The sequence below is a fragment of the Massilia sp. GCM10023247 genome, assembly GCF_042653325.1.
Lineage (GTDB): Bacteria > Pseudomonadota > Gammaproteobacteria > Burkholderiales > Burkholderiaceae_D > Telluria.
This window is the reverse complement of record NZ_JBHSIB010000030.1, coordinates 21,260-32,658: the sequence shown is the minus strand read 5'-3', so window position 1 is coordinate 32,658 and position 11,399 is coordinate 21,260. Positions and strand designations below refer to the sequence as shown.

Annotated in this window: 12 protein-coding genes; 2 read left to right on the top strand and 10 right to left on the bottom strand. The window is 64.9% G+C overall.

The window, feature by feature from the left end; genetic code table 11:
* Window positions 1-91: 91 nt before the first annotated feature.
* On the bottom strand, window positions 92-754 hold the full coding sequence (pyrE, locus tag ACFPAH_RS22635) for an orotate phosphoribosyltransferase (RefSeq protein WP_379749841.1): 663 nt from the start codon (window positions 752-754) through the stop codon (window positions 92-94).
* Between the two features lie 86 nt (window positions 755-840).
* Here pyrE and ACFPAH_RS22630 point away from each other — a divergent pair, with 86 nt between their 5' ends.
* Window positions 841-1,611: an exodeoxyribonuclease III gene (locus ACFPAH_RS22630; RefSeq protein WP_379749839.1), complete on the top strand. Its 771-nt coding sequence runs from the start codon at window positions 841-843 to the stop codon at window positions 1,609-1,611.
* Window positions 1,612-1,614: 3 nt separating this feature from the next.
* On the opposite strand, the gene ACFPAH_RS22625 is transcribed toward ACFPAH_RS22630, so the two are convergent.
* The 8 genes from ACFPAH_RS22625 to gshB all read right to left on the bottom strand — a co-directional run bounded on the left by ACFPAH_RS22625 (window position 1,615) and on the right by gshB (window position 9,004).
* Complete coding sequence (locus ACFPAH_RS22625; protein WP_379749837.1) at window positions 1,615-2,538, bottom strand: pseudouridine synthase; 924 nt, start codon at window positions 2,536-2,538, stop codon at window positions 1,615-1,617.
* A 4-nt stretch (window positions 2,539-2,542) separates the two neighbouring features.
* On the bottom strand, window positions 2,543-3,451 hold the full coding sequence (locus tag ACFPAH_RS22620) for a M48 family metallopeptidase (protein WP_379749835.1): 909 nt from the start codon (window positions 3,449-3,451) through the stop codon (window positions 2,543-2,545).
* 240 nt (window positions 3,452-3,691) lie between these two features.
* Window positions 3,692-4,306 carry a methionine biosynthesis protein MetW gene (gene metW / locus ACFPAH_RS22615; protein WP_379749833.1) on the bottom strand — a complete coding sequence of 205 codons (615 nt, stop codon included), beginning with the start codon at window positions 4,304-4,306 and terminating at the stop codon, window positions 3,692-3,694.
* Entirely contained in the window at window positions 4,303-5,475 is a 1,173-nt protein-coding gene (gene metX, locus ACFPAH_RS22610; RefSeq protein ID WP_379749831.1) for a homoserine O-succinyltransferase MetX, read from the bottom strand. Before metX ends, metW begins: the two co-directional genes overlap by 4 nt.
* A 50-nt stretch (window positions 5,476-5,525) precedes the next feature.
* Window positions 5,526-7,295, bottom strand: a complete 1,770-nt coding sequence (gene ptsP, locus ACFPAH_RS22605) for a phosphoenolpyruvate--protein phosphotransferase (protein WP_379749847.1) — start codon at window positions 7,293-7,295, stop codon at window positions 5,526-5,528.
* A gap of 35 nt (window positions 7,296-7,330) precedes the next feature.
* A complete protein-coding gene (locus ACFPAH_RS22600; RefSeq protein ID WP_379749829.1) occupies window positions 7,331-7,600 on the bottom strand; it encodes an HPr family phosphocarrier protein in 270 nt (89 codons plus the stop codon).
* A 55-nt stretch (window positions 7,601-7,655) separates the two neighbouring features.
* Window positions 7,656-8,057: a PTS sugar transporter subunit IIA gene (locus ACFPAH_RS22595; RefSeq protein ID WP_379749827.1), complete on the bottom strand. Its 402-nt coding sequence runs from the start codon at window positions 8,055-8,057 to the stop codon at window positions 7,656-7,658.
* A gap of 2 nt (window positions 8,058-8,059) precedes the next feature.
* Window positions 8,060-9,004: a glutathione synthase gene (gene gshB, locus ACFPAH_RS22590; protein WP_379749825.1), complete on the bottom strand. Its 945-nt coding sequence runs from the start codon at window positions 9,002-9,004 to the stop codon at window positions 8,060-8,062.
* Window positions 9,005-9,184: 180 nt separating this feature from the next.
* Between gshB and ACFPAH_RS22585 the strand changes: the two genes are divergently transcribed.
* Window positions 9,185-9,898 (top strand): class I SAM-dependent methyltransferase, encoded by a 714-nt coding sequence (locus ACFPAH_RS22585; protein ID WP_379749823.1) that lies wholly within the window; start codon window positions 9,185-9,187, stop codon window positions 9,896-9,898.
* 98 nt (window positions 9,899-9,996) lie between these two features.
* On the opposite strand, the gene gshA is transcribed toward ACFPAH_RS22585, so the two are convergent.
* Window positions 9,997-11,298, bottom strand: coding sequence for a glutamate--cysteine ligase (gshA, locus tag ACFPAH_RS22580; protein WP_379749821.1), 1,302 nt, complete (start codon window positions 11,296-11,298; stop codon window positions 9,997-9,999).
* Window positions 11,299-11,399 lie beyond the last annotated feature (101 nt).

Here is an 11,399-nt window from a genome sequence, read left to right as displayed (position 1 = left end):
TCGGGTAACATCGTCAACATAGTGTCACCTATGTCTCCCGACAAGTGTCACCCATGTGTCCCGGCCAAACATAGCCGACCACCCTACGCCATTACACCCCGTAACGCGCGCGGTAGGCCGCGACGGCCTCCTTGTGCTGGCCCAGTTCGGCACCCGCCTGCTCCCCCGACAAATAGGTAAACAGATCATCCAGGTTGGCGATCGAAATGACCGGAATGCCGAATTCCTGGGCCACCTGCTGCACGGCCGAGCCGCTTGATAACGCACCATCCTTGCCCGAACGTTCCATGCGGTCGAGGGCGATCAGCACGGCGGCCGGTTCGGCGCCGGCGGCGCGGATCATGGTGACCGATTCGCGCACCGAGGTGCCGGCCGAGATCACGTCGTCGACGATCACGACTTTCCCCTTGAGGCCGGCGCCGACGATGGTGCCGCCCTCGCCGTGGTCCTTGGCTTCCTTGCGGTTGTAGGCATACGAGGTGTTGCGGCCCTTGCCGGCCAGCGCCACGGCCGTTGCGCTGGCCAGGGTGATGCCCTTGTAGGCGGGGCCGAACAGCATGTCGAATTCGACGCCGGAGTCGAGCAGGGTCTGGGCGTAGAACTGCGCCAGCTGGCCGAGGGTAGCGCCGTCATGGAACAGGCCGGCATTGAAGAAATACGGCGACTGGCGCCCGGCCTTGGTGGTGAACTCGCCGAACTTGAGCACTCCCGTCGAGACCGAAAAAGCGATAAACTGTTGGCGCAAATTGTCCACGATGACCCCAAAATAAAAAAGTGGCTGTATTTTAATCTCCAAGCCCTGCGGATGCTACGCCGCCGCGCTTCTCTCCTTTCTCCCCCATGCCAAGAATTATCTCCGCCAACCTGAACGGCATCCGTTCGGCCCACAAAAAAGGCTTCTTCAACTGGCTCGCCAGCATCGATGCCGACTTCATCTGCGTGCAGGAACTGAAAGCCCAGGAAGCCGACATGACCGAGGATTTCCTGCGCCCGCACGGCTACCACGGCCATTTCCACTACGCCGAAAAGAAGGGTTATTCGGGCACCGGCGTGTATAGCCGCTGCGCACCGGACAACAAGCGCATCGGCTTCGGCTGCGCCGAGTTCGATGCCGAAGGCCGCTACACGCGCTGCGATTTCGGCGACCTGACGGTGATTTCGCTGTACGCGCCGTCCGGCTCGTCCTCGCCCGAGCGCCAGCTGGCCAAGTTCCGCTTCATGGAAGCCTTCCTGCCGCACCTGCAGGAACTCAAGGCCGAGGGCCGCGAGGTCGTCATCTGCGGCGATTGGAACATCGCGCACAAGGAAATCGACCTCAAGAACTGGAAGAGCAACCAGAAGAATTCCGGCTTCCTGCCGGAAGAGCGTGCCTGGATGACGCGCCTGTTCGACGAACTGGGCCTGGTCGACGTGCACCGCGTGGTGGCGCCCGAGGCCGCCGACTACACCTGGTGGAGCAACCGCGGCCAGGCCTGGGCCAAGAACGTGGGCTGGCGCATCGATTACCACGTCGCCACCCCGGGCATCGCGGCCAGGGCGCATGCGGTGTCGGTGTACAAGGACGAGCGGTTTTCGGATCACGCGCCCTTGATCATCGATTACCACATGTGATCGTTATTCGGGCCAGTCGAGCGTGCGTTCGCTGGTGAACGTGCGTGGCTGGCCAGTCAGTGGATCGTCGAAGCTGATCGAGCGCGCCAGCAGTTGCAGGGGCGCCGAAAAATCGTCGCCCTTGCAGGGCAGCGCCACCGGATAGAAGGCGTCGTTCAGGATCGGCGCGCCCAGCGACGACAGGTGCAGGCGCAGCTGGTGCTTGCGGCCGGTATGCGGGTGCAGGCGGTAGCGCACGATGTCGCCGCGGTGCTCGACGAGCTCGATCAGCGTTTCGGAATTCGGCTCGCCCGCCACCTCTTCGCTGACGAAAAACTGCGCCGCATCCTGCATGCGGCTGCGGTAGGTAAACGGGAAGCTGCGCCCCTCGATCGGACCGGCCAGCGCCTCATAGACTTTTTTCACCACCCGCTTCTGGAACATCGACTGGTATTTGCCGCGCGTGTCGAGGTTGTGCGAGAAGATCACGACGCCCGCCGTCTCGCGGTCGAGGCGGTGGATCGGCGTCAGGTGCGGCAATTCCAGTTGCGCCTTCAACCTCACCAATAAAGTCTCGTGCAGGAAGCGCCCGGTCGGAATCATCGGCAGGAAGTGCGGCTTGTCGACGATGAGGAGGTGCTCGTCCTGGAACAGGATGCGTTCCTTGAAGGGGATAGGCGTCTCGTCTTCGTCGAGTTCCCGGTAATACCAGATGCGCATGCCCTTGCGGACATGGCTGTCCGCTTGCAGGGGCGTGCCCTGGGCGTCGACCACTTCGCCGCGCGCCAGGCGCGCCGCCCAGGATTCGCGCGTGACGTCGGGAAAGCGCTCGGCCAGGAAACGCAGCATGCCGCCGGCCAGCGTCTCGGTCAGCCAGAGATAGCTGGGCGCGACACCCTTGCGCACCGGCAGCGGCACATACGCATTCGCTTCTGCCTGACGACCCATCGATTTACTGCAGCGCGACGTTGGTGCGGTAAGGCGGCAGGCGGTTGACGGTCGTGCCCTTGCTGCGCGCGTACAGCGGCAGCAGCACGTTCATGTGCCGTTCCATGTCGCCGATCCGGGTTTCGCCGCCCGGGTGGGTCGACAGGAATTCGGGCGGCGCGCCCTTGTTCAGCATCGCCATCTTGCGCCACAGCGCGATGCCGGCACGCGGGTCGTAGCCGGCGCGCGCCGCGATGTCCAGGCCCACCAGGTCGGCTTCGCGTTCCTCGTCGCGCGAGAATTTCAGCACCACGCCCTGGCCGATCATGCCGGTAACGGTGTTGGTGATGCTCGGGTCGATGCCGAAGATGGCCGAGCCGAGGGCGCCGGCGCCGCGCGCCACCATCGAGGTGATGCCCGACTTGGCGGTGCGCTCGCGGCCATGCTCGCGCAGGGCGTGCGCGATCTCGTGCCCCATGATGGCCGCCATCTCGTCGTCGGTGAGTTTCAGCTGGTCGATGATGCCGGTGAAAAAGCCGATGCGCCCGCCCGGCATGCAGAAGGCATTGACCTGCGGCTGCTCGAACAGGTTGACCTGCCAGTCCCAGTTCTTGGCCGAAGCGTTCCAGCGCGGCGTCTGCGGGATGATGCGCTGGGCGACGCCGCGCAGCCGTTTCACTTGCGGGTCGGTGGCCGGCACCAGGGCGCCCTTCTGCTGCGCTTCCGAAACCATGGCCTGGTATTGCTGGGCTGCCGCCTCGTTCATCTGCTCTTCCGGCACCAGCACGCGCACGCGCGACAGCGGCTTGACGGCAATGCCGTCCTGGACGACCTGCTCGCCCTTCTGGGCCTGCGCCTGCTGCAAGGGCATGGCCCCGAGGCTGGCGACCATCGCGATGGAGACGGCAAGTTGTTTCAATTTAAATTTTTTCATATCAATGGCCAGTGTGCTGTTTTGTCAACAGCATCGTCGCAGAAAAGCGCGGATGGGACCGCACGATAAGGGGAATGATGAGGGCGCGGGCGGGCGATTGCAATGGGGTGGCATGGTCGATTGATCGCCGGTCGCTTGGACGCGTGGACGGGGGACCCTTCCACCCTCGGCACTCGCATTACCCGTAGCGTGGACGGCTTTGCCGTCCACGCGTTCAAGCAGCCCAGGAACAGCCCCGCATTACCCCCGCTGCGCCTTCTTGCGCAGCCTGAAGACGGCCAGGCTGCCGCGCAAATTCGGCAGGAAGCCGACCGGCTTGCCCTCGGCCAGCGCCACGTATTCCAGCACCTCCAGCCCGCACTCCTCGGCCAGTTCCTTGAAGTCGGCGATCGTTGCGTAGCGCACGTTCGGGGTATCGAACCACTGGTAAGGCAGGGTGCGCGAGACCGGCATGCGGCCCTTGAGCAGCGCCACCCTGTGCGGCCAGTAGGCGAAGTTCGGGAACGACACGATCGCCTCGCGGCCGACGCGCACGATGTCGCGCAGGCGCGCCTCCACGTGCAGCATCATTTGCAGCGAGGACAGGCAGAGCACGGTGTCGAAGGAATCGTCGCCGAACAGGCCCAGGCCCTGCTCCATGTCGTGCTGGATGACGCTGATGCCGCGCCGGGTGCTCTCGAGCACCTTGTCGTCGGCGATCTCGATGCCGTAGCCGGTGCAGCGCTTGCCGGTCTCCAGGTAGCGCAGCATGGCGCCGTCGCCGCAGCCGACGTCGAGCACGTGGGAGCCCTGGCCGACCCAGTCCGCGATGAAGGCGAGGTCGGGACGCAGTGTGCTGGAATGATCGATTTTCATGCCGCCTCCCGGTTCGCCGGTTGTGCCGATTCGGCCGTTTCTTCCCAGATGCGGTCGTAATAGGCGCGCACCACGCCCATGTAGCGCTCGTCTTCGAGCAGGAAGGCGTCGTGCCCGTGCGGCGCGTCGATCTCGGCGTAGGTCACCTTGCGCCGGTTCGAAATCAGGGCTTCGACGATCTCGCGGCTGCGCTCGGGCGAAAAGCGCCAGTCCGTGGTGAACGAGGCCACTAGGAACTGGGCCCGGGTCGTGGCCAGCGCCTTTGTCAGGTCGCCGCCGTGCTCGCGCGCCGGGTCGAAGTAATCGAGCGCCTTGGTGATCAGGAGGTAGGTATTCGCGTCGAAGTATTCGGAGAACTTGTCGCCCTGGTAGCGCAGGTAGGATTCGATCTCGAAATCGATGCCGAAGTCGAACTTGTAATCGTTATTCTCCGCCGCATTGCGGAGTTTACGGCCGAATTTCTCGGCCATGTCGTCGTTCGACAGATACGTGATGTGGCCGACCATGCGCGCCACCTTCAGGCCGTTCTTCGGCACCACGCCGTATTCGTAGAAGTCGCCGCCACGGTAGTCCGGGTCGGTCAGGATCGCCTGGCGCGCGACGTCGTTGAAGGCGATGTTCTGGGCCGACAGTTTCGGCGTGGAGGCGATCACGATGCAGTGGCGCAGGCGCTGCGGGAACAGGATGCTCCACGAGAGGGCCTGCATGCCGCCGAGCGAGCCGCCCATCACGGCGGCGAACTGCTCGATGCCGAGGCGGTCGGCCAGGCGCGCCTGCGCCGCCACCCAGTCCTCGACCGTCAGCAGCGGAAAAGCCGCGCCGTAGGGCTTGCCGGTGGCCGGATTGGCGTGCATCGGCCCGGTCGAACCGAAGCAGGAACCGAGGTTGTTGACGCCGATGACGAAGAAGCGGTCGGTATCGACCGGCTTGCCCGGCCCCACCATATTGTCCCACCAGCCGGCGCTTTTCGGCTCGTTGGCATAAGTACCGGCCACGTGGTGCGAGGCGTTCAAGGCGTGGCAGATCAGCACCGCGTTCGAACGGTCGGCATTCAGGCTGCCGTAGGTTTCATACATGAGCGTGTAGTCGCCGATGCTGGCCCCGCTTTGCAGCAGCAGCGGTTCGGCGAAATGCATCGCTGACGGGGTGACGGTTCCGATGGATCCCATGAGGCTTTCTTTGGTTTGTTGAACGGCGGCCCGGATGTCCGCCTTTGGTATTACGTGAGCTGGAGCTGTTCGACCGCTTCGAGGATCTCGGCGGGCTCCATCGAGCGCATGATGCGCCGCATTCGCGGCGCGATCTGGGTCAGGTCGGCGCTCAGGATTTCCTGCTTCACCGCCAGCAGCTGCGCCGGATGCATCGAGAATTCGCGCAGCCCCATTCCCAACAATAAGCGCGTCAGCTTGGTGTCGCCCGCCATCTCGCCGCAGACGGCGACGTCGATGCCGGCCTTCTCGCCGGCCGCGATCGTCATGCCGATCAGCTGCAGGACCGCCGGGTGCAGCGGGTTGTACAGGTGCGCCACCTCGTAGTCGACGCGGTCGATGGCCAGCGTGTACTGGATCAGGTCGTTGGTGCCGATCGAGAGGAAATCCATGCGCCGCACGAACATCGGCAGCGCCAGCGCCGCGGCCGGGATCTCGATCATGGCGCCCACTTCCACCTCCGGATCGAACTTGACGTTCTGGTCGCGCAGCTGCTGCTTGGCCTGCTCGATCATGCTCAGGGTCTGGTCGATCTCGAACGCATGCGCCAGCATCGGGATCAGGATGCGCACCTTGCCGTAGCAGGAAGCGCGCAGGATCGCGCGCAGCTGGGTCAGGAACAGCTGCGGCTCGGCCAGGCAGTAGCGGATCGCGCGCAGGCCGAGCGCCGGGTTCAGGGCCGTGTGTTCGTTCGGGTCGAGCGGCTTGTCGGCGCCGACGTCGAGGGTGCGGATCGTCACCGGGCGGCCCTTCATGGCCACCACCGCGCGCCGGTACTGCTCGAACTGCTCGTCCTCGTCGGGCACGCGCAGGCCCTCGGCGCCGCGTCCCATGAACAGGAACTCGGAGCGGAACAGGCCGACGCCGGTCGCGCCGGCTTCGAGCGCATGCGGGCAGTCGTCGGGCAGCTCGATGTTGGCCATCAGGCGGATCGCCGTGCCGTCTTTCGTGACGGCCGGCGTTTTTTTCAGTTTCTGCAGGCGCTTCCTGGCTTTCACCAGCGCGGCGTGGCGCGCGCGGTACTGCTCCAGCACCAGCGGGCTCGGATTGCAGATGACGACGCCGGCATCGCCGTCGACGATCAGCCAGTCGTCCTGCTCGACCAGGCGCGAGGCCTGGCTCATCCCGACCGCGGCCGGGATGTCGAGCGAGCGCGCGACGATGGCCGTGTGCGAGTTCTGGCCGCCGACGTCGGTGACGAAACCGACGAAGGAACGCGAGGCGCCGCCGTGGTCGCGGAAGGCCAGCATGTCGGCCGGCGAGATGTCGTGGGCGACCACGATCATCTGCGGCTGGTAGCCGTCGTCGCCGGCCAGCACCGGCGGCACCGACAGCGCGGTTCCCATCAACACTTTCAGCACGCGCTCGGCCACCTGCTGGATGTCGTGCTTGCGCTCGCGCAGGTACTCGTCCTCGATTTCGTCGAACTGGGCCGAGAGCTCGTCGATCTGGGTGACCAGCGCCCATTCGGCGTTGTAGTGGCGCGAACGGATGATGTCGAGCGGCGCTTCCGAGATCATCGGGTCCGACAGGATCAGCGCATGCACGTCGATGAAGGCGCCCAGTTCGGTCGGCGCGTCCTTCGGCAGGTCGGTCCACAGCTCCTGCAGGTTGCGGTGCACCTCGGCGATCGCGTGTTGCAGGCGCTTGACCTCGGCTTCGACCTGCTCGACCGGCACCAGGTAATGCTTGACGTCCAGCGCCGCCGGCGTGAGCAGGTGCGCGCGGCCGATCGCGATCCCGCGCGATACCGGGATGCCATGGAGCGTGAACGAAGCCATCGAAGGTCCCGAACGGTAGCGGCCGGAATCCGGCATTACTCGCCTTCGCCGAACCGGTCGTTGACGAGGCCGGCCAGCGCGGCCAGGGCCTCGTTCTCGTCCGGACCGTCGGCTTCCAGGGTCACTTTCGCGCCCTTGCCGGCGGCCAGCATCATCACGCCCATGATCGACTTGGCGTTGATGCGGCGGCCGTTGCGGGTGAGCCAGACGTCGCTCTTGTACTTCGCGGCCAGCTGGGTGAATTTGGCGGATGCGCGGGCATGCAGGCCCAGTTTGTTGATGATCTCAAGTTCTTGTTGAATCATGTTCTCGTTTTAGTTTGGTTCGTCAGAACTGCGCTTCCAGCAGCACGCTCCGGCATCAGCCGACCCGGATGCGATTGTCCACGCGTACCGCGCCGTTCTGGGCGCCGGCCAGCGCCATCTCCACCACCACGTCGAGGGTGTCGCGGCGGTAGGTGATCGCGCGCAGCAGCATCGGCAGGCTGATTCCGGCAATGACTTCCACATGGCCGGCCAGGGCCAGCGAATTGCAGCAGTTGGCCGGGGTGCCGCCCTTGATGTCGGTGATGACGAGCACGCCGTCACCTTCGTCCAGACGCGCGATGGCTTCGCGCGCGCGTTCGTGGACGGCGTGGGTGTCCTCGTCGGCGGCGACGTCGATCGCCTCGAAGCGTTCGGTCGGCCCGCGAAACACGTGCGCGACCGCCGCAATGAATGCCTGGCCCAGTGGTGCGTGGGTCAGGAGCAAGATACCTACCATGTCTACTTTCCGGTTGCCTTCTCTACCGCATCGATGAACATCGCGGCCACGTCGAAACCCGTCTGGTCGGTGATCTCCTGGAAGCAGGTCGGACTGGTCACGTTTACTTCGGTCAGGAAATCGCCGATCACGTCTAATCCTACCAGCAACAGGCCACGCTCGGCCAGCAATGGACCGAGGCTCTCGGCGATCTCGCGGTCGCGCTCGGTGATCGGCTGGGCCACGCCGACGCCGCCGGCCGCCAGGTTGCCGCGCACTTCGGTCCCCTGCGGAATGCGCGCCAGCGTAAACGGCACCGGCTTGCCGCCGATGACGAGGATGCGCTTGTCGCCCTTGACGATCTCGGGAATGTATTTTTGCACCATAATGGTGCGTTTTCCGTTCTCGCTCAGGGTCTCGATGATCGCGCCCAGGTTCATCGCATCCTGTTTCACGCGGAAGATGCCGGCGCCGCCCATGCCGTCGAGCGGCTTGAAGATCACGTCGCCGTGCTTGGCGTGGAAGGCACGCAGGCGCTTTTCCGAGGAGCTGACCAGGGTCGGCGACGTAAATTGGCTGAACTGGCCGATCGCGAGCTTTTCGTTATGGTCGCGGATCGCCGACGGCCGGTTGAACACGCGCACGCCCTGCTTCTCTGCCAGTTCCAGCAAATAGGTGCCGTACACGTACTCCATGTCGAAGGGCGGATCCTTGCGCTCGATGATGGCGTCGAACTCGCCCAATGGGGTATCGATGGCGGTGTCGGCGCGGTACCACGGGTCCTGCTCGCCGGTCAGGTGGATGCGCGCGGCCTCGGCGCTGACGACGCCGTTTTCCAGCGCCATGTCGCGTTGTTCGAAGGCGTAGATGGCATGGCCGCGCCGTGCCGCCTCGCGCATCATCGCGAAGGTCGAGTCCTTGTAGATCTTGAAGCCCGCGAGCGGATCGGCGAGGAAAGCGATTTTCATGGTGGGTCCAGTGGGGATAATGCCCTCGATTTTAGCCCGAAACCCGAATGGACGCGGGCAGCGGCCCCGCCGGGAAGAATTCCACAGGGCACATAATACAAATGAGCAAATTGCGCTGGATCGGGCACCCGCATGAGCGCGCGCAAAACTTCGCGCATTCAGGCGGGCGACCATGGAGGAATGGACGCTCAACTCGATGGACAATCCGAACGCGACCGCATTGCCCGGGTCTACCGCGGCTGGCACGGCGGCGCTGCCCTGGCGCGCTATGCATGGCACCGGCCCGAGATCGCCGTGCAGGACGCCATGTACACGCGCACCTTGTCGCGCATGCTCGCCGCCACCGTCGGCACCGACCTCGGCCGCTTGCGCGCCGTCGATGTCGGCTGCGGCAGCGGCGGCTTCCTGCGCCAGCTCATCGACTGGGGCGCCACGCCCAGCCAGCTGGTCGGCACCGAGCTCCAGCCCGACCGGCTCGAGCTCGCCGAAGCGCGCACCGCACCGGGCGTGCGCTGGCATTGCGGGCCGCTGAGCGCGCTACCGTCCGCCAGCGCCGACCTCGTCAGCGCGCAAACGGTGCTGTCCTCGATCCTCGCTCCCGACCTGCGCCAGCAGCTGGCGGCCGACATGTGGCGCGTGTTACAGCCCGGCGGCTGGTGCCTGGTGTTCGACTTCCGCTACAACAACCCGCGCAATCCCCACGTGCGCAAGGTCACCCGCGCCGAACTCGATGCTTACTGGCCCGGGCAGCGGCAGCACTATGCCAGCCTGCTGCTGGCCCCACCCATCGGCCGGGCGCTGGCGCCGCTGCCGGCGCTGGTGAGCGAAGCCCTGGCCGCCCTGGCGCCACCGCTGCGCTCGCATTTCTTTTATTTGGTGCAGAAGGAAGCCTGAACGGGTTCCACATACGACAGCGTGGAGTCGGGACTCCACGCGTTGAAAGCCGAGCACAGCCGCGCCGCCAGAGACCACGCGAACTGCGTGCGACGCCCTCAGTATACTTCCGGGTTCGGATCGGTCCGCTCCATCTCGAGCGACGCCGCCAGCAAGCCCAAGCGCGCCACGACGCCATACACATAGAACCGGTTCGGCGCCGCCGTGCCCGGCTTGGCCTTCAAATCCGGCACCGCGTGCTGTTGGGCAAAAGCGAGCGGTACGTATTGCGAGCCAGGCGCGTTCAGGTTCTGGTCGACGCCGCGCTCGGCGTGCACGCGGTAGAAGCCGCCGACGACATAGCGGTCGATCATGTACACGACCGGCTCGGCCACCGCATCGTCGATCTTCTCGAAGGTCGGCACGCCTTCCTGCACGATCAGGTCGGTGACGGCGAGGCCATCTTTTACGACCGACATCTTTTCGCGCTGCTTCGCCGTCAGGTCGCGTACTTCGCTCGCGTCCTTGATCGTCATGATGCCCATGCCGTAGGTGCCGGCGTCCGGTTTCACGATCACGAAGGGTTTCTGGTCCTTCATGCCGTATTCCTTGTACTTCTTCTTGATCTTCGAAAGCAGCGCCGAGACCGCGTCGGCCAGCGCCTCGGTGCCCTGGTCGTGGGCCAGGTCGACCTCGCTGACCTTGGCATGCAGCGGGTTGACCATCCACGGGTCGATGTCGATCAGCTTGCCGAACTTCTTCGCCACCTCATCGAAGGCCTTGAAGTGGTTGCTCTTGCGGCGGATCGCCCAGCCGGCGTGGACCGGCGGCAGCAGCGACTGCTCGTGGATGTTTTCCAGGATGGCAGGAATGCCCGCCGACAAATCGTTGTTGAGCAGGATGGTGCAGGGATCGAAATCGGCCAGGCCCAGGCGCCGCCCGTTCGGCGAGCGCACCAGGGGCTCGACGACCAGCATGTTCCCGTCCGGCAGCGCCAGCGGCGTCGGCTGGGTCACGTCCGGCGACAGCGAACCGAGGCGCACGTGCAGGCCGGTCTGGCGGAAGATCTGCATCAGGCGCGCGACGTTTTGCAGGTATTGCGGGTTGCGCGGCTGCGTTTCCGGAATCAGGAGCAGGTTGCGCGCGTCCGGGCAGTACTTGTCGATCGCGGCCATCGCCGCCTGCACGGTCAGCGGCAGCATTTCGGTCCCCAGGTTGTTGAAGCCGCCGGGGAACAGGTTGGTGTCGACCGGCGCCAGCTTGTAGCCGGCATTGCGCAGGTCGACCGAGCAATAGAAGGGCGGCGTATGCTCCTGCCACTCGAGGCGGAACCAGCGCTCGATCGCCGGGGTGGCGTCGAGGATCTTTTTTTCTAAGTCGAGCAGCGGGCCGGTCAGGGCGGTAGCGAGGTGCGGAACCATGAAAGTGGGCGTCCTTATTGGCTTCTTGGCAATGGGTGCTTTTATTTTGGGGCAATACTCACCATTTTAAAGGCTTATGTTGCACTGCAAGGAAAAATAGC

What these genes read in the sequence shown, in the direction of transcription:
- gshB (WP_379749825.1), bottom strand. Translation starts at nt 9,004, where the DNA reads ATGAAAATCGCTTTCCTCGCCGATCCGCTCGCGGGCTTCAAGATCTAC.
- ACFPAH_RS22630 (WP_379749839.1), top strand. Translation starts at nt 841, where the DNA reads ATGCCAAGAATTATCTCCGCCAACCTGAACGGCATCCGTTCGGCCCAC.
- metX (WP_379749831.1), bottom strand. Translation starts at nt 5,475, where the DNA reads ATGGGATCCATCGGAACCGTCACCCCGTCAGCGATGCATTTCGCCGAA.
- ACFPAH_RS22620 (WP_379749835.1), bottom strand. Translation starts at nt 3,451, where the DNA reads ATGAAAAAATTTAAATTGAAACAACTTGCCGTCTCCATCGCGATGGTC.
- ACFPAH_RS22625 (WP_379749837.1), bottom strand. Translation starts at nt 2,538, where the DNA reads ATGGGTCGTCAGGCAGAAGCGAATGCGTATGTGCCGCTGCCGGTGCGC.
- gshA (WP_379749821.1), bottom strand. Translation starts at nt 11,298, where the DNA reads ATGGTTCCGCACCTCGCTACCGCCCTGACCGGCCCGCTGCTCGACTTA.
- ACFPAH_RS22585 (WP_379749823.1), top strand. Translation starts at nt 9,185, where the DNA reads ATGGACGCTCAACTCGATGGACAATCCGAACGCGACCGCATTGCCCGG.
- ACFPAH_RS22600 (WP_379749829.1), bottom strand. Translation starts at nt 7,600, where the DNA reads ATGATTCAACAAGAACTTGAGATCATCAACAAACTGGGCCTGCATGCC.
- ptsP (WP_379749847.1), bottom strand. Translation starts at nt 7,295, where the DNA reads ATGGCTTCGTTCACGCTCCATGGCATCCCGGTATCGCGCGGGATCGCG.
- metW (WP_379749833.1), bottom strand. Translation starts at nt 4,306, where the DNA reads ATGAAAATCGATCATTCCAGCACACTGCGTCCCGACCTCGCCTTCATC.
- ACFPAH_RS22595 (WP_379749827.1), bottom strand. Translation starts at nt 8,057, where the DNA reads ATGGTAGGTATCTTGCTCCTGACCCACGCACCACTGGGCCAGGCATTC.